Here is a 23,968-nt window from a genome sequence, read left to right as displayed (position 1 = left end):
ATCAGTCCGGGCGGCAGCCTACAGGTAGACTATTGCGTTGTGGTGAAAGTCACAGCGCACCTGGCGAAAGAAGTACAGGTGTGCACTGAAACGTCTATTTTCAGGGCCGATGAAGGTCCTGTCCAGTCCTTAAGACTGCCGCACTTTAGCATTTATCGCCAGTCGCGGCTGTCCGGCCGGGTAACCAGCGTTGCAACACCTGCTGCAGGTCAGTGCGGCGCAACGGTTTGCTCAGGTAATCGTCCATGCCGGCGGCCATGCAACGTTCCCGGTCACCCTGCAGGGCGTTGGCGGTCAAGGCGATGATCGGCAACTGGCCGCCGTTGGGCAGCAGGCGTATGCGTCGGGTGGCTTCATAACCATCGACCTGCGGCAGGCGGCAGTCCATCAGGATGGCAGCAAAGTGCTGCTGGCTGACCTTTTCCACGGCCTGGATGCCGTCATGGGCCACGCTGACCTCCAGCCCCAAGCTGCGCAACATGGCTTCGATGACGCTCTGATTGACCGGGTTGTCCTCCACCAGCAGGATCCGTTCGCCTTTGGCGAGCGGTGTGTGAGCCGCCAGCGCGCCGGGCAATGTCGCAGGCGCAGGGCTCGCCAGGGCTAGCGGCATTTCCAGGGTGAAGGTCGAGCCCAGCCCTTCGTGGCTTTCGCCACGCAGCTTGCCGCCCATGCGTTCAGCAAGGGTGCGAGCGATGGACAGCCCCAGGCCAGTACCGCCATAGCGCCGGGAAATCGAGCTGTCGGCCTGCTGGAAGGCGACGAACATCATTTCCAGGCGTTCGCTGTCGATGCCGATGCCTGTGTCGCGCACGCTGCACGTGAACCACAGCGTCTGACGATCGAGCGCCTGCCAACGCGCTTCGACCTGCACCTGGCCGCGTTCAGTGAACTTCAGGGCATTGCCGACCAGGTTGAGGAGGATCTGGCGGATGCGCGTCGGGTCGCCCACCACCTGCAGCCGCTCGCTCTGGGCCGGTAATTGCAGTTGCAGATCCAGGCCCCGTTGTTGTGCGCTGTGCTGGAAGGACTGCACGCTGCTGGCGATCAGCTCGCCGAGATTGAAGTCGATATGCTCCAGTTGCAGCGTGGTGCGTTCGATCCGTGAGAAATCGAGAATGTCGTTGATCACCTTGAGCAAGTGCCCGGTGGATTCGCTGGCCACAGCCGTGTACTCGGCCTGCTCGCTGGTCAACTGGGTGGTTTCGAGCAGCTGCAGCATGCCCAGCACGCCATTCATGGGGGTGCGCAGCTCGTGGCTCATCATCGCGAGGAATTCCGACTTGGCGCCGTTGGCCTGCTCGGCCTCCTCGCGGGCCTGGATCAACTGGGCAATGGCCTGTTTCTGTTCTGCGCTGGCCTGTTCCAGTGCGCTGGCCAGGTTGTTGATGTGGCGTGCCAGGTGGCCCAGCTCGCTGTCGTCGACCACCGGCAGCGGGGTGTTGTAGTCACCTTGCTGGATGGCCTTTACCGCATGGCCCATGTCGCTGATCGGCTTTGCGAGGCTCATGGCCAGGCGCCGTGCGAGCAGGAAGGTGAACAACAGGGCGAACAGCGCCAGGATGCCAGCCTTGATAACGATCTCCTGTTGGCGCTGGCTGAAGGCGTCGTCCGACATGCCGACGATCACCCGCCCCAGATAATCGTCCCCGATCGCCGGCGACGGCGCTTTGCCCTGCTGCAGGAAGTCGTTGTCCAGGCGTATTTGCTGAAGCCGGATCGGCGCCTGGAACACCTCCACGCGTTGTGCCCGGTTAGCGCTCTCGTCTGACTGCTCGACGTACACCAGGATGTGGTTGCGGCTGTCCTGCACTTCCAGAAAGCGCACGTGGGGGATGCTCAGGGTGGCGCGCATCAGGCCTTCGAGCACTTCGTTGTTACCCGAGATCACACCGTACTCGGACGCTGGAGCCAACTGATTGGCGATCAGCTGACCGGTATGGTTGAGCTCCTGGCGCAAGTCCTGGATGCGCACGAAGGTGAAGAAGCTGATCAGCAGCAATGTCAGCAGCAGCGCAGGGCCCAGGCTTATGATCTGCGTACGGGTGTGGATATCCCAGCTCAGGCGTCTAGTCATGGGGTGGGTTCTCCTTCAGCCAAAACCTTGGCAGTGGCGTTCGGATCGATCGGTTCAAGGCCCAGGGCGCGAGCCACCTGCTGGTTGCCGCTGACCCCGAAACGTGCGGGGTAGAGGCTGCGCGGCCATTGCGCTGGCGGGCGGTCGAGCAGTTGGTCGAGCACCGCCAGCCAGTCCTCCTGGTCGCTGTAGGTACTGGCCAGGGCACCGGCGCGGACAAAGCCGGCGTTCGGGCCGATCAGCGCCATCTGCCGGCCGTAGGTGCTGAGCAGCAGGTTCTTGGCGGTCTTGGAGTTGTAAAGGTCGGGGTCTTCCAGGCCCAGTAGCACGTCGCTATTGCCCAACAGATCCAGCAGCGGCCGGCTGTCGCGCGGGTCCGGCCATTGCTGGGCGACGATTTCCAGCCCCAGTGGCCGGGCTGCCTGGCGTAGTTCATCAAGCAGAAAATGGCTGTGTTCTGCGTACAGCACGCCGATGCGTTGGGCCTGCGGCAACAGGTAGCGGGCCAGGCGCAACTGGCGGGCCAGGGGCGGGTCACTCCACAGCAGCGTCAGGTACGCCGGTCGCGACTTTCCCAGGCGCTGCTCGGCCTGCACGCGGCTGATGCGCATGGCCAGGGCCGCCGGCCCTTTGCTTTCGGCCAGGCGCCACTCCAGTGCGGCGCTGTCAAGCAGCACCAGGCGCAGGTCGGCCTTGAGCTTGCCTGGGCGCGGCAGTTCGGCGACGGTCTGAAACCGTACCTGATCTTGGTTGCGGCGGCTTTCGAGGGCCGCGACAAAGCTACGGATGCCGGGCTGTTCCTCGCCACCGACCAACAGGATTTCGCTGGCGGACAGCGAGCCTAATGGCCAAAGGCAGAACACCAGCAGGCGCAGCAGGCGGGCCATCAGAACTCCAGCTCCGCGCTGACGCTCAGGCGGTGACGGCTGTCATAGCGGTTCTGGAGGGTGGTGGTCGGCTCGTCGTCCAGGCGCTGCTGCCACAACGCAGCCAGCTCAAGGGTGCTGCCCTCGATCCGAAAGCGTTTGGCCAGACGCAGGTCGAGGCGCTCGTAGCGATACTGGTTAAGGGCATCGTCGCCGTAGTAGAACAGCGCACTGGACCAGCCATCACCCCATTCGCGCATCCAGCCCGCCGAGCCGCTGTTGCGGGCGGTGTTGGCGCTGTCGGCGGGGTTGCTGGCCCAGGCATCGACATAGGCATATGTGAAACGCAGGCGGTCGCGCCGGGTAGGGCGCCAGTCCAGCTGTGCCTCGCTGCCGCTGAATCGGGCCTTGTTGGCGTTACTGGCGATGTACTGGTTGTTCCTCAGGGGCTCGCTGATCATTCCGGTGATCTCGTCGTAGAACAGTTTCACATCCATGTTCAGGTCGATAGCAGTGAACTGGCCGTTGTAGCCCAGCTCGCGTGAACGCATGCGTTCCTGGTCGAGGTCGCCCGGGCCGCGGGTCTTGACGAAATACTCGCCGTTCTGCTGGCCGAACGCAGTAGGGGTCAGGTTCTTGACCGTGTAGCTCCAGTTGACGTTGTTTTCGAACATGTCCGGCGAGCGCACTGCCTCGGAGTACACCGCACGCAAGCCGTGGCGCGGGGTGATCAGGTAGTTGACTGCCATGCGCGGGGAAAGCGAGCTGCCGGACAGTTGCGAGTCTTCGAACATCGCGCCGCCCTGCAGGATCCAATGATCGTCCGCGCGCCACTCCAACTGGCCGAAGAGGCGCCAGGTCTGATCGTCCAGGCCGCCGTCGAAATACGTCTGTGAGTCGGCGCGGTCATAACGGTAGTTCATGCCGCTGAGCAGGCGCAGGTTGTCGGTCAGGCTCAGGGTATCCTGGATTTCCAGGTCGTAGCGGGTTTCACGGGTGCTCTGGTCGACATCGCCGCACACCACGTTGCTGCCGCCCTGGTTGTTCCACTGGTCCTTGATGGCATCGACCAGCGCCTGCTCTTCGGGGTTGCTGCTGTTGGGCGGGTTGTTGGCGCCGCGGGCGACCTGCTCGGCAAAATTCGGGTTGAGCTGCCACAGCCGGGTCAGTTCCGGGCTGAACGACAGCGCTGCGTCGCAGGCGCGCCAGACCTGCTGGCGGTCGAAGTGCTGGGCCGAGCCCTGCACGTACAGGCTGTGGTCAGGGTTGAAGTCGATGTTCCAGCGCACGGAGCCTGCGTAGTCCTTGGCGTTGACGTCGGCGTTGTTGCCGCTTTCGGTGACGAAGGGGAATACGGGCTGGTAGGTATAGGGCCGCTGGTTGCTGCCCTCTTTGGCTGCCAGTTGCCATTCCAGGGTCTGATTTGTCGCGAGGCTATGGCTGACGCTGAGGTTGAAGCGGTTCAGGCGGCGGCTGTCGCGGTAATCCTGGCCAAACTGGTTTTCATCGAAGCCGTCATCTTTCTGGCCCGACACCGACAGGCGCAGATCACCGCCGTCCCAGCCGAAGCCGTGGCTGAGGTAGTAGTCATCGATGCCATCCTGGCCGCGGGTCAGCTTCATGCGCGTGCCATGGCTGTCCGCCGGATTGCGGGTGAGAATGTTGACCACCGCCATCAGTGCATTGGCGCCGTAGCTGACGGTGTTGGGGCCGCGGAATACCTCGATGCGTTCGATGTCCTCCAGCGCCACCGGGATGTCGCTCCAGTCCACCGTGGCCAGGCCCGCACGGTACACCGAGCGGCCGTCGATCAGCACCTGCATGCGCCGGGCTTCGTTGACGTTGGTGCCGTGGTAATTGACGGTTGGCTGGTTGCCGGCGCCGTAGCCGATCATCATCCCCGGCACCAGGCGCAGCAGTTCGGGGATGTCGCGGGCGCCGCTGGCACGGATCAGTTCGCTGTCGAGCACGGTCATGCTGCCCGGCACGGCGGCCGGGGATTGTTTCAGCCGCGTGGCGGTCAGAACCTGTGGCAGGTCGGCGTTGTCGATGAACAGGTCGTCGGCCACGGCCGGGCTGCCGAGCAAGGCAGTCAGCAGCAACAGGCGAGGGTAGGGAGGCGTGCCATGGAACACGATACGGCCTTGTATCAGAGTTGAAACAGGCATGTTAACTGACCATGGGGGTTTTGCCAGCCACAGGCAGCAAGCTGCAAGCTACAAGAAAACCTTGTGGCCAATGAGGGCGCTGTGTCTTGCAGCTTGCAGCTTGCAGCTTGCCGTATAATGGCCCGGTCGCCACTTAACTTATGGCTTTAACGGATTGAATATGACTGAACAGCAACCTGTTGCAGTTCTGGGAGGCGGCAGCTTCGGCACCGCCGTGGCGAACCTGCTGGCGCAGAACGGCGTGCCGGTACGCCAATGGATGCGTGACCCTGAGCAGGCCGAGGCCATGCGCGTCAATCGCGAAAACCCGCGCTACCTCAAAGGCATCCGTCTGCATGACGGCGTCGAGCCGGTCAACGACCTGCTGGCCACGTTGCACTACAGCGACCTGATCTTCGTCGCGCTGCCCTCCAGCGCCTTGCGCAGCGTTTTGGCCCCGCATGCCGGGTTGCTGCGCGGCAAATGCCTGGTCAGCCTGACCAAAGGCATCGAAGCGCAGAGCTTCAAGCTGATGAGCCAGATCCTCGAAGAGATCGCGCCCGATGCGCGAATCGGTGTGTTGTCCGGGCCAAACCTGGCCCGCGAGATCGCTGAGCATGCGCTCACCGCTACCGTGGTCGCCAGTGAAGATGAAGACCTCTGCCAGCGCGTGCAGGCGGTATTGCACGGGAGTACCTTCCGGGTCTACGCCAGCAGCGACCGCTTCGGTGTCGAGCTGGGTGGGGCTCTGAAGAACGTCTATGCGATCATTGCTGGCATGGCCGTGGCGCTGGGCATGGGCGAAAACACCAAGAGCATGCTGATTACCCGTGCGCTGGCCGAAATGACTCGTTTCGCCGTGAGCCAGGGCGCCAACCCCATGACCTTCCTCGGCCTTGCCGGGGTCGGCGACCTGATCGTCACCTGTTCTTCGCCCAAGAGCCGCAACTACCAGGTCGGTCACGCCCTGGGCCAGGGCTTGACGCTGGAGCAGGCGGTCAGTCGCCTGGGCGAGGTGGCCGAAGGGGTCAATACCCTCAAGGTGCTCAAGGCCAAGGCTGAAGAGGTCCAGGTCTACATGCCGCTGGTAGCAGGGCTGCATGCCATCCTCTTCGAAGGCCGCACGCTGAACCAGGTGATCGAGCGCCTGATGCGCGCCGAGCCCAAGACCGACGTCGACTTCATTTCCATCAGCGGTTTCAACTGAGCCTTTAGCGGCTTTGAACAGAACAAGGAGCGACACATGAACGATACCCCTGAGCGCGCCCAGCGCGAGTCGATCATCCTGCGCGTGCTGTGGATGCTGGTGTTTCTGGTGGTGTGGCAACTGGCCGAGCTGCTGCTCGGCGGCCTGGTGCTGGTGCAGCTCATCTACCGTCTGATCTACGGCGCACCGAGCGCCAGCCTGATGAACTTCGGCGACAGCCTGAGCCAGTACCTGGCGCAGATCGGTCGCTTTGGCACCTTCCATACCGACAGCAAGCCGTGGCCTTTCGCAGACTGGCCCACACCGCGTGCGCCGGAAGGCGAAGCGCCGCATGCCGTTGCCCCTGCACCCCACCCGGTGCGCGATGAGGAGCCCAAACTGTGAAGCTGTGGGTATTGCGCCACGGTGAGGCAGAGCCCAGGGCCAACACCGACGCCGAGCGGCGCCTGACTGCCCACGGCCGCGAGCAGGTGCTGCACAGTGCTGCGCATCTGCTCGGCCAGCCGCTGCAGGCCATCATTGCCAGCCCCTACGTGCGTGCTCAACAAACGGCCGCCCTGGTGCATGACACCCTCGGTTTCGCCGAGCCGGTGCGCACCGTGCCCTGGCTGACGCCCGACAGCAATGTGCAGGAGGTGATCGCTGAACTCGAACGCCTGGGGCTTGAGCACGTATTGCTGGTCAGCCACCAGCCGTTGGTGGGTGCGCTGGTCGGCATGCTGGAGCATGGCCACGCGCAACAGCCTGCGCCTTTGAGCACCGCCAGCCTGGCGCAGCTTGAAGGCGACTGGCCGCTGGCGGGGCTGATGACCCTGCAGGCCCTGCAGCACGCCCCTTGATTGATCGGCAACGGGCGTTTGCGCCTGTTGCCGTGCCCCAGCCGATTACTCGCAGCCCGGCTTCGTCAGCGCCTGGTGACCTGATCGCCCTCGCCGATGACCTTTACGGACGTTGCCGAGCGCCCGCGGGATGCCGACAATGGGCCATCATCCTCGTACCGGACCAGGTGCCATGTCGCAGCAGATCTTCTTCGCCCATGCCAACGGCTTTCCGTCGGCCACCTACGGCAAGCTGTTCGCGGCCCTGGCGCCGGATTACCAGGTGCAGCATCTGCCCCAGCATGCCCATGACCCCCGTTTTCCGGTGAATGAGAACTGGCAGAGCCTGGTGGATGAGCTTTTACACCACCTGGCCAGGCAGGATCAGCCGGTGTGGGGTGTCGGCCACTCGCTGGGTGGTGTGCTGCACCTGCATGCAGCCCTGCGGTGTCCTGCTTACTACCGCGGTGTGGTCATGCTTGACTCACCGGTGCTGACCCGCGCCGATCAGTGGTTGCTGCGCACCGCCAAGCGCTTTGGCTTCATTGACCGCATCACCCCTGCAGGCCGCACGCTGGGCCGGCGCGAGGCGTTCAGCGACCGCGCCAGCGCACGGGACTATTTCGCCAGCAAAAAGCTGTTCCGGCATTTCGACCCCGACTGCCTGGAAGCCTACCTCGAGCATGGCCTGCAAGACATGGAGCAGGGGGTACGCCTGCGCTTCGATCCGGCTACCGAAATCAGCATCTACCGCAGCATCCCTCACGCAAGCCCGGCCCCTGCGCGGCAGCTTCAGGTGCCACTGGCGATGGTGCGGGGTGAGCGCAGCAACGTGATTCGTCGCCACCACACGCTGGCTGTGCGCGGCATGCCCAAGGGCGAGTACCACAGCGTACCCGGTGGGCACATGTTCCCCCTGGAGCGGCCGACGGACACTGCCAGCCTGATCAAAGGCCTGTTCGACCGCTGGGGCCAGGCATGAGTGCCCACGTGGAGGAAGTCCGCCTCAGCCTGGGTCATATCGAGCTGGCTGCTCACCTGTTCGGCCCCGAAGACGGCCTGCCGGTGATCGCCCTGCATGGCTGGCTGGACAATGCCAACAGTTTTGCCCGCCTCGCACCGCAATTGAAAGGCCTGCGCATCCTCGCCCTGGACCTTGCCGGGCATGGCTACTCGCAGCACCGCCCGCCAGGCGCCGGCTATGCGCTGGCCGACTACGCCCATGATGTACTGCGGGTTGCCGAACAACTGGGCTGGCAACGGTTTGCCCTGTTGGGGCATTCGCTGGGGGCGATCATTTCTGTGCAGCTGGCCGCCGCCCTGCCAGAGCGGGTCAGCCATCTGGCGCTGATCGACGGCGTCATCCCGCCGACCGGCGCCGAAGCGGATGCCGGCGAGCGCCTGGGGTTGGCGCTGCAAGCCCAGTTGCGCCTGGATGGCAAACGCAAGTCGGTCTACAAGACCCTGGAGGAGGGCGTGCAGGCGCGCATGAAGGGCATGGTCGCGGTCAGCCGGGACGCTGCCGAGTTGCTCGCCCAGCGCGGCCTGATGCCGGTGCCTGGCGGTTACAGTTGGCGCAGTGACAGCCGCCTGACGTTGCCATCGCCGGTGCGCTTGAGCCATGCCCAGGCCATGGCCTACGTGCGCCGGGTGAACTGCCCGGCGTGCCTGGTGGTGGCGGCCGACGGCATGCTGGCGCGCCACGCTGAGCTGCTGCAACAGCTACCCTTTGAACAGAAGGTGCTGCCCGGTGGCCATCATCTGCACCTGAACGATGAACACGGCGCGGCCCTTGTCGCAGACTGTATCAATCGCTTCTTTGGCTTTGCTTGACTTGAGCCGGACAAGTGTCGAGGCTTGGCGGGTTGAACAGGGAGACAACCATGCAACTGCCAGACATCCTGGAGCTTCATTACGGCGCTCGCCGCCGCGCGGGTCGCCGATGAGCGTGCCCGTCATGATTCGTACTGCCGGCGCCTGCCTGGCGCTCGTAAGCCCGCTGCTGTGGGCCGGCGCCCTGCCCGTGCCCGTGGATGCCAAAGTGGTCGAACAACGCCCGGCAGTCGAGCAGGAGCGGGTCTACCCAATGGGCCCGCTACGCAAGATCAGCGGCCGTCTGCGCGTGGATGACAAGGTCGAGAGCCGAGGGCAGGTAAGTTCCATCACTTACGAACTGCCGGCCGAGCGTACGGCTCGTGAAGCCTTCACCAGTGCCCGCGAAGCGTTGCAGCGCGATGGCGGTTACCCATTGTTCTGGTGTCAGGGCCGCGATTGTGGCGAAGCCAGCCTGTGGGGCAATGAGGTATTCGGCAGCGCGCGGCTCAATGGCGGTGACGAGCAGCAGGCGTTCATCCTCCTGCGCCGCTCCGCCAAAGAGGCAGACACCCTGGTAGCGCTTTACAGCGTTACCCGCGGCAACCGCCGCGCCTACCTGCACGTGGAAGAGTTCGTCGCCAGCAGCCCGCTGGGTGAACTGATGCCTACGCCGGCTACGGTGCTGCGCGAAATGCGCGACACGGGCAAGCTCGACTACCCCGACCTGGCTGTGCCGCAACCTTCCTGGGTGACCTTGTTGGGTCGCAGCCTGAACCTGGACAGCACGTTGCGTGCAAGCCTCAGCGGTCCCCAGGCTGAGGTCTGGCGCGAGCAGCTGGTCAGGGCCGGTGTACGCAGCAACCGGCTCGAAGTCGGCAATGCCCCCACCGATGGCCTGCACCTGGAACTGATCCGTTGAATGAGCGCCACCATGGCCAACAATGATCGCCTGCTGATCCAGATTATCCTGCTGACCTTGCTCGGCGCTGCGTTGTGGGTGATGGCACCTTTCATTTCCGCGTTGTTGTGGGGGGCTATCCTGGCGTTTGCCAGCTGGCCGCTGATGCGCCTGCTGACACGCGCACTGGGTGGGCGTGAAACACTGGCGGCAGGCCTGCTGACCTCGGCCTGGATACTCATCGTGGCCTTGCCGTTGGTGTGGTTGGGCTTCAACCTCGCCGACCATGTTCGGGACGCCACCGCCTTCGTGCGCGACGTGCAGGTCGATGGCTTGCCTGATGCCCCCGCGTGGCTGGGCGGCATTCCCCTGGTCGGTGAACGCCTGGTCAGCGGCTGGCAGTCTCTCGACCAGCAGGGCGCCGCGCTGATCGCGTCGGTCAAGCCTCACCTGGGCCAGGTCGGCAACTGGTTGCTGGCACGCAGTGCGCAGATCGGCAGTGGTGTGCTGGAGCTGACGCTGAGCCTGGTCTTCGTGTTCTTCTTCTATCGTGACGGCCCGCGCCTGGCGGCGTTCGTCCTGCGTTTGCTGAACCGCCTTGTAGGTGAGCGCGCCGAGTATTACCTGGAGCTGGTGGCGGGCACCGTGCAACGGGTGGTCAACGGGGTGATCGGTACTGCGGCGGCACAGGCACTGCTGGCCTTGATCGGCTTCCTGATCGCCGGTGTGCCGGGGGCCATCGTGCTGGGCCTGGTCACCTTCATGCTCAGCCTGATCCCCATGGGGCCGCCACTGGCGTGGATACCCGCAACTGCCTGGCTGGTATGGCAGGGTGAGTACGGCATGGCGGTGTTCCTGGGTATCTGGGGCACCTTCGTCATCAGTGGCGTGGACAACGTGCTCAAGCCTTACCTGATCAGCAGGGGCGGCAACCTGCCGCTGGTGATCGTGCTGCTCGGGGTGTTTGGCGGTTTGATTGCCTTTGGCTTCATTGGCCTGTTCATCGGGCCAACCCTGCTGGCGGTAGGGTATAGCCTGCTGCTGGACTGGAGCCGCAACGCCGGGCAGCCAACGCCACAACGTTAACCTTGCGTCGGCCCGGGCGGGCTTGCCCTGCGCATGGGCCGGTGCAGGTAACACGACAAATCTGATCTTTACGCATTCTTTATTTCCAGCCCCACCCCTCGATCTCGCCCCTTTACGCCCCTCCCTTGGACAATTCCCCCAAAGCGGCCCAAGCCGTAACCAGGGGAGATCCACACATGAACATGCTCGACGGGCTGTCACTGCTACTGGCAGTGGCGTTGGCGGTTTACCTGCTGATGGCGCTGCTGCGCGCCGATCGCAGCTAGGGAGCGGCCATGCACAGTTATGACTTCGCGTTGCTGCTGGCGTTTTTCGCCATCGTGCTGCTGCCGGCACCCTGGCTCGGGCGCTTCTACTTCAACGTCATGGAGGGCCAGCGGACTTGGCTGACGCCGCTACTTGGGCCGGTGGAGCGGGGCTGCTATCGGCTGGCCGGCGTGCGCGCCGATCAGGAACAGAACTGGAAGCAGTACGCCCTGGCGCTGCTGGCGTTCAACCTGGCCGGTTTCGTGCTGCTCTTCAGCGTACTTTTACTGCAAGGTTACCTGCCGCTCAACCCGCAACACCTGCCCGGCCAGGAATGGTCGCTGGCTTTCAACACTGCGGTGAGCTTTGTCACCAACACCAACTGGCAGGCTTACAGCGGTGAAGCCTCGGTCAGTTACCTGAGCCAGATGCTCGGCCTGACCGTGCAGAACTTCGTAAGCGCCGCTACCGGGCTGGCCGTGCTGGTCGCCTTGTGCCGCGGCATCTCCCGGCGCTCGACCAGCAGTATTGGCAACTTCTGGGTCGACATGACCCGTGCCACCCTTTACGGCCTGTTGCCGTTGTGCCTGGTGCTCGCGCTGCTGCTGGTCTGGCAGGGTGTGCCGCAGACCTTCGCCGACTACGCCCATGCGGTGACCCTGCAAGGTGCTGACCAGACGATTCCGCTCGGCCCTGCCGCCAGCCAGATCGCCATCAAGCAATTGGGGACCAACGGCGGCGGCTTCTTCGGCGTCAACTCGTCACACCCGTTCGAGAACCCAACGGCCTGGAGCAACCTGTTCGAGGTGGCTTCGATCATCCTGATCCCGGCCGCCCTGGTCTTCACCTTCGGCCATTACGTCAAGGACCTGCGCCAAAGCCGCGCGATTCTGGCCTGCATGCTGGGCCTGTTCCTGATTGGCGGCGCGACCGCGCTGTGGTCGGAGCACCAGCCCAACCCGGCGCTGGACAGCGCGCAGGTTCAGCAGAGCGCACCCCTGGAGGGCAAGGAAAGCCGCTTCGGCACTACCGGCTCGGTGTTGTGGACGGTAGCCACCACCGCAGCGTCCAACGGGTCGGTCAACGCCATGCACGACAGCCTCAACCCGCTTACCGGCATGGTCGCCATGGTCAACATGATGGTCGGCGAGGTGATTTTCGGCGGCGTTGGCGCGGGGCTCTACGGCATGTTGCTGTTCGTGCTGATCGCGGTGTTCCTGGCAGGTTTGATGATCGGCCGCACCCCGGAATACCTCGGCAAGAAACTGCAGGCCCGGGAAGTGCAACTGTTGGTGGCAACCTTGCTGGTGATGCCGGTCGGCGTGCTGGTGCTTGGTGCCATTGCCGCCAGCCTGCCGGGCCCTGCCGGCGCGGTCAGCAATCCGGGTGCACATGGTTTCAGCCAGTTGCTGTACGCCTACACCTCGGGCGCCGCGAACAACGGCTCGGCGTTCGCCGGGTTCGGCGCCAACACCGTGTTCCACAACGTGATGATCGGCCTGGCCATGCTCATCGGCCGCTTTGGCTACATCCTGCCGATCCTGGCCTTGGCCGGAAGCCTGGCAGCGAAAAAAAGCGCGCCGCAAGGGCTGAACAGCTTCCCTACCCACGGCCCGCTGTTCACCGGCCTGCTGCTGGTGACCATCCTGCTGGTGGGCGGCCTGACCTTCCTGCCGGCCCTGGCCCTTGGGCCAATCGCTGAACACCTGAGCCTGGGTTTCTGAGGAACCGACCATGAACATGCCCATTCCTGAAGTGAACGCCCGGCACAGCGCCAAGGACCAGACCCGCTTCGCCGCGCTGTGGCGCCCGGCGCTGGTGCAAGCATTCGTCAAGCTTGACCCGCGTCAGCTCAAGCGCTCGCCGGTCATGCTGGTGGTCGCGCTGACTGCCGTCCTGACCACCGTGCTGTGCTTTGCCCCCGGCACTAACGTGAGCACCGGCGTTGCCGTGCAGATCGCGGTGTGGCTGTGGTTCACCGTGCTGTTCGCCAACTTTGCCGAAGCCCTGGCAGAAGGCCGCGGCAAGGCCCGCGCCGACAGCCTCAAGGCCGGCAGCCAAGGGCTGACCGCAGAGCGACGCATGCGCGACGGCACATTCGAGACCGTTGCCGCTGCGCAGTTGCGCAAGGACGACGTAGTCCGTGTCGTGGCCGGTGAGATGATCCCGGGTGACGGCGAGGTGCTCGAGGGCATCGCTGCGGTCAACGAAGCGGCCATCACCGGTGAGTCTGCGCCGGTGATTCGCGAATCCGGCGGTGACCGCTCGGCCGTCACTGGCAATACCCGGTTGGTTTCCGACTGGTTGCTCATTCGCATCACCAGCAACCCTGGCGAGTCGACCCTGGACCGCATGATCGCCCTGGTCGAAGGCGCCAAGCGACAGAAGACGCCCAACGAAATCGCGCTGGACATTCTGCTGATCGGCCTGACGTTGATCTTCCTGATCGTAGTGGTCACGCTGCAGCCATTCGCCCACTTCGCCGGCGGCAGTCTGCCACTGATTTTCCTGGCTGCACTGCTGGTGACGCTGATCCCGACCACCATTGGTGGCCTGCTCTCGGCCATCGGCATCGCTGGCATGGATCGCCTGGTGCGCCTTAACGTGATCGCCCGCTCGGGCCGTGCCGTGGAGGCGGCCGGTGACGTGCACACGCTGATGCTCGACAAGACCGGCACCATCACCTTTGGCAACCGCCGTTGCAGCGCCCTGCATGCAGCCACCGGGGTGACCGCCAAGGAGCTGGGCGAGGGCGCCTTGCTCGCGTCGCTGGCCGATGACACGGCCGAAGGCAAGTCGATTGTCGAGTACCTGCGCCAGCTGCATGACTTCGTCGAACCGGGCGTGGGGCAGTTCGACGCCATTGCCTTCAGTGCCGAGACACGCCTGTCGGGCATCGATTTCCAGCAGCATCGCTACCGCAAGGGCGCCGTTGATGCAGTCCTCGCCTTCGTCGGCATGCAGCGCCTGGAAATGCCCCTGGCGCTGGCCCGCGAAGTTGAACGCATCGCCCAGAGTGGTGGTACGCCGCTGCTGGTGTGCGTGGACAAGCGCCTGCTCGGTGTGATCCACCTCAAGGACGTGGTCAAGCCTGGCATCCGCGAACGCTTCGCCGAGCTGCGCAAGCTGGGTATCCGCACGGTGATGGTGACCGGCGACAACCCGCTGACGGCCGCGGCCATCGCCGCCGAGGCCGGTGTTGATGACGTGCTGGCCGAAGCCACACCGGAGAAGAAGCTGGCGCGCATCCGTCAGGAGCAGAACGACGGCCGCCTGGTGGCCATGTGCGGCGACGGTGCCAACGATGCCCCGGCCCTGGCCCAGGCTGACGTGGGCATGGCCATGAACGACGGCACCCAGGCCGCGCGCGAAGCCGCCAACATGGTCGATCTGGACAGCGACCCGACCAAGCTGCTGGACGTGGTCCAGGTCGGTAAAGAGCTGCTGGTGACCCGTGGCGCGCTGACCACGTTTTCCATCGCCAATGACGTGGCCAAGTACTTTGCCATCCTGCCGGCGTTGTTCGCCGCCATTTATCCGCAACTGGGCGTGCTCAACCTGATGCAGCTGGCCAGCCCGCAGAGTGCGATCCTCTCGGCCATCGTGTTCAACGCGCTGATCATCATCGTACTGATCCCCCTGGCGCTGCGTGGCGTGCGCGTGCAGGCGGCCAGTGCTGCCCATCTGCTGCGGCGCAACCTGCTGATCTACGGCCTGGGCGGCATCATCGTGCCATTTGCCGGGATCAAGCTGATCGACCTGTTGCTCAACGCTTTGCACCTGGTCTGAGGAGGCCACCATGAACACATATGTACGCCCGGCGTTGAGCCTGATCCTGTTGTTGGCGGTGGTCACCGGCGCGCTGTATCCGCTGGCGGTGACCGGTGTTGCCCAAGTGGTTTTTCCGGAACAGGCCAATGGCAGCCTGGTCCGCGATGAGCAGGGCCAGGTGCGCGGCTCGGCACTGATCGCCCAGGATTTTCAGGGGGATGGCTGGTTTCATTCGCGGCCTTCGGCGGGGGCTTATGCCACCGTGGCCAGCAGTGCCAGCAACCTGTCGCCAAGCAACCCGGCGCTGGCTGAACGGGTAGCGGGCGATGCCGCGAAGCTGTATCAGGCAGGGCAGGGGCCGGTGCCCCAAGCCTTGCTGACCACCTCGGGCAGTGGCCTGGACCCGCATTTGCCACCGCAGGCCGTGGCCTACCAGATTCCGCGGGTGGCGGCGGCGCGCCAGATACCGGTAGAGCGCTTGCAAGCCCTGCTGGAAGGGGCCACCCTCCACCCATTGATCGGGCCGCCTGTGGTCAACGTTCTGGCACTTAACCAGGCCTTGAGCAAATTGGCGCGATGAAGCAGGCCCGGACAATGCCGATCGTGGCACCACTGAAGGATGAAGCATGAGTGACGCAGCCCGCGCAGACGCGCTGTTGGCCAACCTGCCGCGCGAAGGCCGTGGCAGGCTCAAGGTATTTCTCGGTGCAGCCCCTGGCGTAGGCAAGACCTACGCCATGCTCCAGGCCGCCCACGCCCAACAGCGCCAGGGCGTGCAGGTACTGGCAGGCGTAGTCGAAACCCACGGTCGTGCCGAAACCGAATCACTCCTCTCAGGCCTCGCCCAGCATCCTCTGCTACGCAGCGAATACCGAGGTGTCACCCTGGAGGAAATGGACCTTGACGGCCTGCTGAAGGCCGCCCCCGGCCTGGCCTTGGTCGATGAGCTGGCCCACAGCAACGCCCCGGGCAGCCGCCACGCCAAACGCTGGCAAGACGTTCAGGAACTGCTGGCCGCCGGGATCGATGTGTACACCACGGTCAACGTCCAGCACCTGGAAAGCCTCAACGACAAGGTGCGCGACATCACTGGCGTGCACGTGCGTGAAACGCTGCCGGACTGGGTGCTGCAGGAGTCTTTCGAGCTGGTGCTGATCGACCTGCCGCCACGCGAGCTGCTCGAACGTCTGCGTGAGGGCAAAGTCTACGTGCCCGAGCAGGCTCGGGCTGCGATCGATGCCTATTTTTCCCAGACCAACCTCACCGCGCTGCGTGAGCTGGCCATGCAGGCCGCCGCCGCGCAGGTCGATGCCGACCTGGCCCACGGCTACCGTCAGCGTGGGCAAGAGGCGCCGGCCCTGCGCGGGCGTCTGCTGGTGGGTGTCGATGGTGACGATCAGGCCGAACGCCTGGTGCGCCATGCCAGCCGGGTTGCGCAGCGTCGGCATTTGCCCTGGAGCCTGGTGCATGTGGACAACGGGCGGCTGCGCGACGAAACCGCACGGCAGCGTTTGCAGGCGGCTCAACAACTGGCTGAGCGCCTGGGCGGGGAAGTGGTGCTGCTGCGCGCAGGCGAGGTGGCACGCACGCTGATCCAGCATGCCGGCGAGCGCCGAGCCAGCCTGGTGCTGGTAGGTCAGTCGCGGGACCGCCTGCGTCGTCGACTGTTCGGCGCAGGCGTGGCTGCGCGGTTGCTGCGCGAAAGCCACGGGCTTGAGATCAACGTGCTTGACCGCGATGCCCAGCCGGCACCGACAAGTTCGGCCGCGCGGCGGGTGTGGGTATGGCGCCACTATCTGTTGGCACTGGCCGCGACCGTGCTGGCGACGGGGTTGTCCTGGGTGGTGTCGAGCGTGTTGGCGCTGCCCAATATTTCGCTGGTGTTCCTTGCCGCCGTACTTCTGGTTGCGGTGCGCAGCAGCCTGGGCCCGGCCTTGGCCTGTGCTGCCTTGTCATTCCTGACCTACGACTTCCTGTTCATCCCGCCGAATTTTTCCTTCAGCATCCAGCGCGAAGAAGACGTGCTGACGCTGGTGTTCTTCCTGTTCATGGCTGCGCTTACCGGCAACCTCGCTGCGCGTCAGCGCCGGCAGTTGCAGGCCCTTCGCGAAACCCAGGCGCAGACCAACCAGCTGCTTGACCTGTCGCGACGGCTTACGGTCGCCACCGACCGGCAAGCCGTATTCAACGCCGCCGGCCAGCACCTCAATGGCTGGCAGGACGTGCACGTGTGCCTGCTCGAACGCAATCCCGAAGGGCAGTTGCACGTGGCCAGCGGCCAGGCCCAGGCCCTGAGCGACAACGAACGCGCCGCCGCCGAATGGGCCTGGCAACATGGGCAGGCCGCCGGCCATGGCAGCGACACCCTGCCTGATGGCCGATGGTGGTGGTGGCCGTTGACCGTCGACGATCATCCCTTGGCCATGCTCGGTGTCCGCCCCCAGTCCGGCGAACCTCTCAGTGCCCAGCGGCGCCGGCTGCTCATGGCGCTTGGTCAACCGCTGGCCCAGGCCCTCGCCCGGGCTCGCCTGGCCGAACAACTGGAAGCCGCCCGTCTGCACGGCGAGACCGAGCAGTTGCGCAGCGCGTTGCTGGCCTCTGTCTCCCACGACTTGCGTACTCCGCTGACCGCCATGCGTGGCAGTATCGACAGCCTGCTGGCGCTGGGCGAAGCCATCCCCACCGAAGACCGCCGCGAACTGTTGGAGGGTACCCGCAACGAAGCCGAACGCCTTGACCGCTATATCCAGAACCTGCTCGACATGACCCGTCTGGGCCACGGCGGCCTCAAGCTGGCCCGCGACTGGGTCGCTCCGGCCGATATCGTCGGCAGTGCCCTGAACCGCCTACGCGTGGTGCTCGCGCCCCTGCGGGTGCACACCGAGGTGCCCGCCGAGTTGCCGTTGCTGTTCGTGCACGCCGCGCTGATCGAGCAGGCGCTGATCAACGTGCTGGAAAACGCAGCGCGCTTTTCGCCCGCCCAGGGCCGCCTCGAACTGCAGGTGTCGGTGCACGACGAGCAATTGCGGTTCGCGGTCAGCGACCAAGGGCCTGGCATCCCCGTGCCTGAACGCGAGAAAATCTTCGACATGTTCTACACCGCGGCCCGCGGCGACCGAGGCGGGCAGGGCACCGGCCTGGGCCTGGCGATCTGCCAGGGCATGATCGGCGCCCATGGTGGGCAGATCCTGGTCAGCGAAGGCATCGATGGCCATGGCACCTGCATCACTTTATGCTTGCCGCTGCCCCCACAACCCGAAGCCGAAAGCGAAACCCCATGAGCCAGTCCGCCACCCTCCTGGTCATCGACGATGAACCGCAGATCCGCAAGTTCCTGCGCATCAGCTTGGCCTCTCAGGGCTACAAGGTGATCGAGGCGGCCACCGGTAGCGAAGGGCTGGCTCAGGCTGCCTTGGCCAAGCCTGACCTGGTGGTGCTTGACCTCGGCTTGCCTGACATGGACGGGCAGCAGGTGCTGCGCGAGTTACGCGAGTGGAGTGCAGTGCCGGTAATGGTGCTGTCGGTGCGCGCCAGTGAAGTGCAGAAGGTCGATGCGCTGGATAGCGGGGCCAATGACTATGTGACCAAGCCGTTCGGCATCCAGGAGTTTCTGGCCAGGGTGCGCGCGCTGTTGCGCCAGGTACCGCAAGCGGGTGGGAGCGAGGTGACGGCGAGTTTCGGGCCTTTGACCGTGGACTTCGCGTTTCGCAAGGTGACGCTTGAGGGCGCTGAGGTGGCGCTGACCCGCAAGGAATATGCGTTGCTGGCGCAACTTGCCGGGCACCCGGGGCGGGTGATTACCCAGCAGCAGTTGCTCAAGGATATCTGGGGCCCGACGCACGTGGAGAACACCCATTATCTGCGGATTGTAGTGGGGCACTTGCGGCAGAAGCTGGGGGATGATCCAACCGCACCGCGGTTCATCATTACCGAGGCCGGGGTGGGGTACAGGCTGGTTGCGCCTTCCTGCTAGGGCCATTGCCGGTCAAGCTGCACCTTCGTTGTTGCGCACCATGAGACGCCCTCCCTTGCGCCCTCTCCTCTGAATGGTCGCAGCCATCAGCCAACTGAGCGTTTTCACTCAGCAACATCGCCCCCAGTTACGCTTCCGTGTCAGGCGTTGCCTTAGGGCAACGCCGGTCTTTTCTTTGTACGCCAATTTTATTTTGTACAGGTATACAGCCGGGAATTTGCCGTATTCACGGCGAATAAGTCTTTGCTAAGAATAAAAAATTGTACAACGCTCTGGATTTGTACAGGTTTTGTCGGTACTGTTGATTTCCTCGCAGGAGCGCGGAACGTTCAAAGGAGTGATGAAGTCTCAGTAATGGCCCATAGCCATAACCTTGTTGCCATTCCGATAGGGGCAGGTGAAATGAACATGAATGTCGCCCCTATGCCGTCCAATGAAGAGCAGCGCTTGGCTGCGGTCGCTGAGTGGTGTGTTGCGCACCAGGACTGCAGCACCGAGCTGCGCACACTGGTCGAATGGGCCGGCCGCTACTTCAATGCGCCGATGTGCCTGATCTCGATCGTCAGCGAGTGCCAGCAGTGGTTCATGGCCAAGACCGCATTGGAGGCCGACAGCACGCCGCGGGATGTGGCGTTCTGTGCCCATACCATTCTTCAGGCGCAGCCGCTGGAAGTACTGGATGCGACGCAGGACCCGCGCTTTGCCGAAAACCCGCTGGTCACCGGTGCACCCGGCATTCGCTACTATTGCGGCGCTCCGCTGCTGGTGGACAAACAGGTCGCGATTGGCAGTTTCTGCATCATCGATACGGTCCCGCGTGAGGCCATGGATGATGCTCAGCGCGGGATGTTGCAGGCGTTCGCAGACATGGCAGTGCAGATCATTGCCGGTATACGCCATCGAAATTTCTACGACCAGCCGACAGGGCTGTTCAATCGGGTAAAACTTGAATGCGACGTGCAGACGCGCCTTGAACGCCATGATGCCCTGACCGTGGTGGTGTTCGACATCATGCCGGCGCAGGTGCTTACGCACATGATCAAGGTGTTGGGCTACAACTTCGCCCACGACCTGACCCTTCAGGTGAAAGACCTGATCGTCAGCCAGCTTGACCCGGACCTTGCGTTGTACAAGATCAGCCCCACCCGGTTTGCCGTTATCGTGCATCAGCACCCTCTGGCAATGTGCGCGCGGGTAATCGGTGTGCTGAGCGACCCTGTGCAGTGTCATCAGATTCCCGTGCTCCTGGACGCCGCGGTCGGTATTTCGCCGGTCACCCGCTGCGACGACGATGGCAGCCTTGACTGGTTGCGCCGTGCGGTCGGCGCCGCTGACGCAGCCCGTGGCAACCCTGGCCGCTGCGCGCACTATCAGCCGGAGGTGGACGCCGCGCAGCGCAGGGCATTCTCCCTGTTGACCTCACTGGGGGCGGCGCTGCAGAGCGATGACGAGCTCAGCCTGCACCTGCAGCCGCGAGTCGAACTGCAAGGCCATACCTGCAACAGCGCTGAAGCGCTGTTGCGCTGGCGTCATCCGCAATTGGGGGATATTTCCCCTGCCGAGTTCATCGCCCTGGCCGAGAAAACCGCGCTGATAGCGTCGATCAGTCTGTGGGTGATGCGCGCGGTGTTGAACATCCTGCAACACGCTCAGGCGCCAGACTTGCGCATCAGCATGAATGTCACCGCGCGCGACCTGGAGAGCGCGGCATTCATGGACACCTTGCTTGCCGAGCTCCAGCACAGGGCCATCGCGCCGTGGCGCCTGCAACTGGAGTTCACCGAAAGCGTGCTTATCGAGCATCCCGAAGAAGTACGGCGGCAATTGCTGCGTGCACGTCAGGCCGGGATCGACATCGCCATCGATGACTTTGGTACCGGTTATAGCAACTGGGCTTACCTCAGCCGCATTCCTGCCACCCTAGTGAAACTGGACCGCTCGTTGATCCAGAAAGCCACGCACAGTGCCAAGGACCTCCTATTGGTGCAGTCGCTGGTGGGGTTGGCTAACCAGCTCGGTTACCAGGTTGTGGCCGAAGGCATCGAAACCGCTGAACAGCTCACCTGTGCCAAGGCCTGGGGTTGTACCCAGGCGCAGGGCTATTACCTGGCAAGGCCCATGCCGCTGGCCGCCTTCCAGACGTGGTACTGCAACAACCGGCTCCGCTGGTCGCAGATTTGACTTATTCGTCGCTATTCTCAGCAGGTGCCAGCATGTTCAACCGGCAATTGAAAACCACGCTCGCCGAGCGTGAACGCGAACTGGAAAGCCTTCGGCAATGCCTGGAGCAAATAGAGCAGGCGGGTTTTTTTCTGCGGCTCGACGCCGATTGGCGGATCGTCGACTGCAACATTTCCAGTGCTGCTGCGTTCGGCGTCACTGTGGATGCCTTGACCGGCACTTACCTGAGGCAGTGGCTTCCCGCTGAGGCCTTGCGCGGGTTGGCCAGCGCGCTTGCCAATGGTGTGCCGCTGCACGATGACATGAGCCTGAATGCGGCCAATGGCAAGTCGGCGTGGTGGCGCCTGGGCTGGTATCCGCGGTTGGATGCACAAGGGCGGGTATGCGAGGTCCGCGCATACGGGCGCGACGTGTCCAAAGAGGTCGGGCTGGCTCGGGAGAACCAGGCGCTGCTCGACGCGTTGTTGCGCTCCAGCGCGGTCATCCAGTTCGATCTGGCAGGCAATGTGCTGGCCGCCAATGACACCTTCCTGGCGGGCATGGGATACCGTCTCGATGAAGTGGTGGGTAAGCATCACAGGATGTTTTGCTGCGCAGAAGATACCGCCAGCCCGGCATATGCAGAATTCTGGCGAACGCTCAATACCGGCCGCTACGTCACCGGCCGTTTCCGCCGCCTGGACCGGCACGGGAACGAAGTGTGGCTGGAAGCGAGTTACAACCCGGTGAATGATGCGCAGGGAAAATTGGTGCGGGTGGTCAAGTTCGCCTCGGTGGTTACCGCACAGGTCCAGCGCGAAGAGGCCATCAAACAGGCCGCGCAGATGGCGCTTGAGGTGTCCCGCAATACCGTTGGCGGAGCGTCTGAGGGCGCGGCGGTGGTGCAGCAAGTGGAGCAGACCATGCAGGGCATGACCCGGCAACTGCAATCGGCCGGCACGACGATCACTGCACTGGGCGAGCAATCGGTGTTGATCAGTTCGATCGTCCAGACCATCGGCGGCATCGCTGCGCAGACCAATCTGCTGGCGCTCAATGCAGCCATCGAAGCGGCCCGCGCCGGCGAGCAGGGCAGGGGGTTTGCCGTGGTTGCCGACGAAGTGCGAAAACTGGCGGCGCGCACCAGCACGGCTACCGATGAGATCGTCTCGGTGGTGGCGCATAACCAGACACTCGCTAGCCAGGCGGTTGGCGAGATAGAAACCAGCCGGGATCACGCCACGCAGAGCCTGCAGCTCGCCTCGCAGGCAGGTGAGGCGATTGGCGTGATCCTGCAGGGCGCGACGGGTGTGGTGAACGCTGTAGAGCGAGTGAGTCAGGATTTGCGTTGAACCGGGCCAGCGTACTGCTCACCGGGCATCGCTCGATATCAGCGCGGTCAATGGTGGCAGACGATGCGCAGTTCCCCCTCTAGATTCGTGTGGCGTGCTGGAAGCCCCGAACAACAATAACGAGGGACCTGACTATGCCGACCGCCATCCAAGCGAACAACGCCTGGCGCATCCTGTTCCTGCTGTTCCTGGCCAACCTGTTCAATTTCTTCGACCGCACCATACCCGCCATCATCATCGAACCGATTCGCCTGGAGTGGCATCTGAGCGACTTCCAGATCGGCCTGATCGGCACAGCCTTCACGCTGGTCTATGCCATCGCTGGCCTGCCATTGGCACGGCTGGCCGACACCGGCTCGCGCAGCCGGCTTATGGGCTGGGGCCTGATGGCATGGAGCGGGCTGACGGCAGTCAACGGCATGGTTGGGAGCTTCTGGAGCTTTCTGCTGGTGCGCATGGGGGTGGGCATCGGTGAAGCCAGCTATGCGCCCGCCGCCAATTCGCTGATCGGTGACCTGTTCCCTGCCGAGCGGCGGGCAAGGGCGATGGGTATCTTCATGCTCGGCCTGCCGCTGGGCCTGTTGCTGGCCTTCTTCACCATCGGCGCCATGGTGCAGGCCTTCGGCAGCTGGCGCGCACCGTTCTTCATTGCCGCAGTACCGGGTGTGGTGCTGGCGCTGTTCCTGTTCCTGATTCGCGAACCGGCACGCGGTGCGGCAGAAACCGTAGCCGTCTCCCAGGCTCCACTGGACCGGCCCCTGCGCCGCGTACTTAGCGTGCCCACCTTCGCCTGGCTGGTGCTCGCAGGCCTTACGTTCAATTTTGCTTCGTACGCCTGCAACTCGTTCATGGTGCCCATGCTGCAGCGGTACTTCGAGCTGCAACTGCAACAAGCCGCAGTGGCCACCGGGGTCATTGTCGGTGTGACCGGTCTAGTAGGCCTTACCCTTGGTGGCTGGGTGGCCGACAAGGTGCATCAGCGCTTTGCCAATGGCCGGCTGATGTTCGCCGTGCTTAGCATGCTGGTCGCCACGCTGGCCACTGCCTGGGCGCTGCACGCTGGGCGGATCGAGCTGGGCCTGTTCGTGGCGCTGTTCGGCGCGGGCTGGCTGTTCTCGTACAACTTCTACACCTGCGTGTACACCGCCATCCAGGACGTGGTGCAGCCCCGCCTGCGCGCCACGGCCATGGCGCTGTATTTCGCCGGGCTGTATCTGCTTGGCGGTGGATTAGGGCCGGTGGTGGTGGGCGGGCTTTCGGACCATTTCGCTGTCGCAGCCATGGACGCAGCGGGGGAAGTGATGATGAGCGAGGCGTTCAAGGCCCAGGGGTTGCACGACGCGATGTACCTGATACCGGTGGCACTGATGTTGACCATGGTGTTTCTGCTGGCCGCGTCGCGGTGTTTCAGCCGCGATGCGCAGCGCATGCGGGAGGGGATGGTGGCTGACAGCGAAGCACTGGAGGGCCGCGCTGTCCAAGCCTGAGTAACATTGGCCGCGATTGGTTTCTGAGGGTGGCCAACGCTCAGACGTGGCGCCACGTCTGAGCG

Annotated in this window: 19 protein-coding genes and 1 pseudogene; 17 read left to right on the top strand and 3 right to left on the bottom strand. The window is 64.1% G+C overall.

What is annotated here, in order from left to right; all coding sequences use genetic code 11:
- Window positions 1-145: 145 nt before the first annotated feature.
- From NGJ21_RS00730 to NGJ21_RS00720, 3 genes are read right to left on the bottom strand one after another with little or no spacing between them, the layout of a single operon-like run.
- On the bottom strand, window positions 146-2,077 hold the full coding sequence (locus NGJ21_RS00730; protein ID WP_046785241.1) for an ATP-binding protein: 1,932 nt from the start codon (window positions 2,075-2,077) through the stop codon (window positions 146-148).
- Complete coding sequence (locus NGJ21_RS00725) at window positions 2,074-2,964, bottom strand: ABC transporter substrate-binding protein (protein WP_115274287.1); 891 nt, start codon at window positions 2,962-2,964, stop codon at window positions 2,074-2,076. Before NGJ21_RS00725 ends, NGJ21_RS00730 begins: the two co-directional genes overlap by 4 nt.
- A complete protein-coding gene (locus NGJ21_RS00720; RefSeq protein ID WP_174142478.1) occupies window positions 2,964-5,111 on the bottom strand; it encodes a TonB-dependent receptor plug domain-containing protein in 2,148 nt (715 codons plus the stop codon). Before NGJ21_RS00720 ends, NGJ21_RS00725 begins: the two co-directional genes overlap by 1 nt.
- Window positions 5,112-5,271: 160 nt before the next feature.
- Here NGJ21_RS00720 and NGJ21_RS00715 point away from each other — a divergent pair, with 160 nt between their 5' ends.
- The 17 genes and pseudogenes from NGJ21_RS00715 to NGJ21_RS00640 all read left to right on the top strand — a co-directional run bounded on the left by NGJ21_RS00715 (window position 5,272) and on the right by NGJ21_RS00640 (window position 23,903).
- Window positions 5,272-6,297, top strand: a complete 1,026-nt coding sequence (locus tag NGJ21_RS00715) for an NAD(P)H-dependent glycerol-3-phosphate dehydrogenase (RefSeq protein ID WP_115274288.1) — start codon at window positions 5,272-5,274, stop codon at window positions 6,295-6,297.
- Between the two features lie 36 nt (window positions 6,298-6,333).
- Window positions 6,334-6,681: a DUF4389 domain-containing protein gene (locus NGJ21_RS00710; protein WP_046785237.1), complete on the top strand. Its 348-nt coding sequence runs from the start codon at window positions 6,334-6,336 to the stop codon at window positions 6,679-6,681.
- Complete coding sequence (gene sixA / locus NGJ21_RS00705; RefSeq protein ID WP_046785236.1) at window positions 6,678-7,136, top strand: phosphohistidine phosphatase SixA; 459 nt, start codon at window positions 6,678-6,680, stop codon at window positions 7,134-7,136. The genes NGJ21_RS00710 and sixA overlap by 4 nt, the downstream gene beginning before the upstream one ends.
- A gap of 172 nt (window positions 7,137-7,308) precedes the next feature.
- The gene (locus NGJ21_RS00700) at window positions 7,309-8,097 is read left to right on the top strand and encodes an alpha/beta fold hydrolase (protein WP_115274289.1); all 789 of its coding nucleotides are present in this window, start codon (window positions 7,309-7,311) and stop codon (window positions 8,095-8,097) included.
- The gene (locus tag NGJ21_RS00695; protein ID WP_115274290.1) at window positions 8,094-8,948 is read left to right on the top strand and encodes an alpha/beta hydrolase; all 855 of its coding nucleotides are present in this window, start codon (window positions 8,094-8,096) and stop codon (window positions 8,946-8,948) included. The genes NGJ21_RS00700 and NGJ21_RS00695 overlap by 4 nt, the downstream gene beginning before the upstream one ends.
- A 109-nt stretch (window positions 8,949-9,057) precedes the next feature.
- Window positions 9,058-9,849, top strand: a complete 792-nt coding sequence (locus NGJ21_RS00690; RefSeq protein ID WP_119687479.1) for a DUF4892 domain-containing protein — start codon at window positions 9,058-9,060, stop codon at window positions 9,847-9,849.
- Window positions 9,850-9,861: 12 nt separating this feature from the next.
- On the top strand, window positions 9,862-10,914 hold the full coding sequence (locus NGJ21_RS00685) for an AI-2E family transporter (protein ID WP_042112064.1): 1,053 nt from the start codon (window positions 9,862-9,864) through the stop codon (window positions 10,912-10,914).
- 176 nt (window positions 10,915-11,090) lie between these two features.
- Window positions 11,091-11,180: a K(+)-transporting ATPase subunit F gene (gene kdpF / locus NGJ21_RS00680; RefSeq protein ID WP_039602773.1), complete on the top strand. Its 90-nt coding sequence runs from the start codon at window positions 11,091-11,093 to the stop codon at window positions 11,178-11,180.
- Between the two features lie 9 nt (window positions 11,181-11,189).
- Window positions 11,190-12,884 (top strand): potassium-transporting ATPase subunit KdpA, encoded by a 1,695-nt coding sequence (gene kdpA, locus NGJ21_RS00675; protein ID WP_115274292.1) that lies wholly within the window; start codon window positions 11,190-11,192, stop codon window positions 12,882-12,884.
- Window positions 12,885-12,894: 10 nt separating this feature from the next.
- Window positions 12,895-14,949 (top strand): potassium-transporting ATPase subunit KdpB, encoded by a 2,055-nt coding sequence (gene kdpB / locus NGJ21_RS00670; protein ID WP_046785231.1) that lies wholly within the window; start codon window positions 12,895-12,897, stop codon window positions 14,947-14,949.
- A gap of 10 nt (window positions 14,950-14,959) precedes the next feature.
- On the top strand, window positions 14,960-15,511 hold the full coding sequence (kdpC, locus tag NGJ21_RS00665; RefSeq protein ID WP_125924917.1) for a potassium-transporting ATPase subunit KdpC: 552 nt from the start codon (window positions 14,960-14,962) through the stop codon (window positions 15,509-15,511).
- 46 nt (window positions 15,512-15,557) lie between these two features.
- Window positions 15,558-18,212 carry a DUF4118 domain-containing protein gene (locus NGJ21_RS00660; protein ID WP_237860535.1) on the top strand — a complete coding sequence of 885 codons (2,655 nt, stop codon included), beginning with the start codon at window positions 15,558-15,560 and terminating at the stop codon, window positions 18,210-18,212.
- The gene (locus NGJ21_RS00655) at window positions 18,209-18,904 is read left to right on the top strand and encodes a response regulator (protein ID WP_115274294.1); all 696 of its coding nucleotides are present in this window, start codon (window positions 18,209-18,211) and stop codon (window positions 18,902-18,904) included. Before NGJ21_RS00660 ends, NGJ21_RS00655 begins: the two co-directional genes overlap by 4 nt.
- A 408-nt stretch (window positions 18,905-19,312) precedes the next feature.
- Window positions 19,313-21,085: a bifunctional diguanylate cyclase/phosphodiesterase gene (locus NGJ21_RS00650; protein WP_251961685.1), complete on the top strand. Its 1,773-nt coding sequence runs from the start codon at window positions 19,313-19,315 to the stop codon at window positions 21,083-21,085.
- A gap of 32 nt (window positions 21,086-21,117) precedes the next feature.
- Window positions 21,118-21,879, top strand: a pseudogene (locus NGJ21_RS25995) (PAS domain-containing protein); the annotation flags it as partial.
- A 30-nt stretch (window positions 21,880-21,909) separates the two neighbouring features.
- Complete coding sequence (locus NGJ21_RS25990) at window positions 21,910-22,416, top strand: methyl-accepting chemotaxis protein (RefSeq protein ID WP_261981986.1); 507 nt, start codon at window positions 21,910-21,912, stop codon at window positions 22,414-22,416.
- Between the two features lie 134 nt (window positions 22,417-22,550).
- The gene (locus tag NGJ21_RS00640) at window positions 22,551-23,903 is read left to right on the top strand and encodes a spinster family MFS transporter (RefSeq protein ID WP_251961684.1); all 1,353 of its coding nucleotides are present in this window, start codon (window positions 22,551-22,553) and stop codon (window positions 23,901-23,903) included.
- Window positions 23,904-23,968: the final 65 nt, after the last annotated feature.

The sequence above is a fragment of the Pseudomonas sp. Marseille-Q5299 genome, from assembly GCF_943737035.1.
Taxonomy (GTDB): Bacteria; Pseudomonadota; Gammaproteobacteria; order Pseudomonadales; family Pseudomonadaceae; genus Aquipseudomonas; species Aquipseudomonas putida_E.
This window is presented reverse-complemented; position numbering and strand designations above follow the sequence as displayed.

What these genes read in the sequence shown, in the direction of transcription:
- NGJ21_RS00730 (WP_046785241.1), bottom strand. Translation starts at nt 2,077, where the DNA reads ATGACTAGACGCCTGAGCTGGGATATCCACACCCGTACGCAGATCATA.
- NGJ21_RS00725 (WP_115274287.1), bottom strand. Translation starts at nt 2,964, where the DNA reads ATGGCCCGCCTGCTGCGCCTGCTGGTGTTCTGCCTTTGGCCATTAGGC.
- NGJ21_RS00720 (WP_174142478.1), bottom strand. Translation starts at nt 5,111, where the DNA reads ATGCCTGTTTCAACTCTGATACAAGGCCGTATCGTGTTCCATGGCACG.
- NGJ21_RS00715 (WP_115274288.1), top strand. Translation starts at nt 5,272, where the DNA reads ATGACTGAACAGCAACCTGTTGCAGTTCTGGGAGGCGGCAGCTTCGGC.
- NGJ21_RS00710 (WP_046785237.1), top strand. Translation starts at nt 6,334, where the DNA reads ATGAACGATACCCCTGAGCGCGCCCAGCGCGAGTCGATCATCCTGCGC.
- NGJ21_RS00700 (WP_115274289.1), top strand. Translation starts at nt 7,309, where the DNA reads ATGTCGCAGCAGATCTTCTTCGCCCATGCCAACGGCTTTCCGTCGGCC.
- NGJ21_RS00695 (WP_115274290.1), top strand. Translation starts at nt 8,094, where the DNA reads ATGAGTGCCCACGTGGAGGAAGTCCGCCTCAGCCTGGGTCATATCGAG.
- NGJ21_RS00690 (WP_119687479.1), top strand. Translation starts at nt 9,058, where the DNA reads ATGAGCGTGCCCGTCATGATTCGTACTGCCGGCGCCTGCCTGGCGCTC.
- NGJ21_RS00685 (WP_042112064.1), top strand. Translation starts at nt 9,862, where the DNA reads ATGGCCAACAATGATCGCCTGCTGATCCAGATTATCCTGCTGACCTTG.
- kdpF (WP_039602773.1), top strand. Translation starts at nt 11,091, where the DNA reads ATGAACATGCTCGACGGGCTGTCACTGCTACTGGCAGTGGCGTTGGCG.
- kdpA (WP_115274292.1), top strand. Translation starts at nt 11,190, where the DNA reads ATGCACAGTTATGACTTCGCGTTGCTGCTGGCGTTTTTCGCCATCGTG.
- kdpB (WP_046785231.1), top strand. Translation starts at nt 12,895, where the DNA reads ATGAACATGCCCATTCCTGAAGTGAACGCCCGGCACAGCGCCAAGGAC.
- kdpC (WP_125924917.1), top strand. Translation starts at nt 14,960, where the DNA reads ATGAACACATATGTACGCCCGGCGTTGAGCCTGATCCTGTTGTTGGCG.
- NGJ21_RS00660 (WP_237860535.1), top strand. Translation starts at nt 15,558, where the DNA reads ATGAGTGACGCAGCCCGCGCAGACGCGCTGTTGGCCAACCTGCCGCGC.
- NGJ21_RS00655 (WP_115274294.1), top strand. Translation starts at nt 18,209, where the DNA reads ATGAGCCAGTCCGCCACCCTCCTGGTCATCGACGATGAACCGCAGATC.
- NGJ21_RS00650 (WP_251961685.1), top strand. Translation starts at nt 19,313, where the DNA reads ATGAATGTCGCCCCTATGCCGTCCAATGAAGAGCAGCGCTTGGCTGCG.
- NGJ21_RS25990 (WP_261981986.1), top strand. Translation starts at nt 21,910, where the DNA reads ATGGCGCTTGAGGTGTCCCGCAATACCGTTGGCGGAGCGTCTGAGGGC.
- NGJ21_RS00640 (WP_251961684.1), top strand. Translation starts at nt 22,551, where the DNA reads ATGCCGACCGCCATCCAAGCGAACAACGCCTGGCGCATCCTGTTCCTG.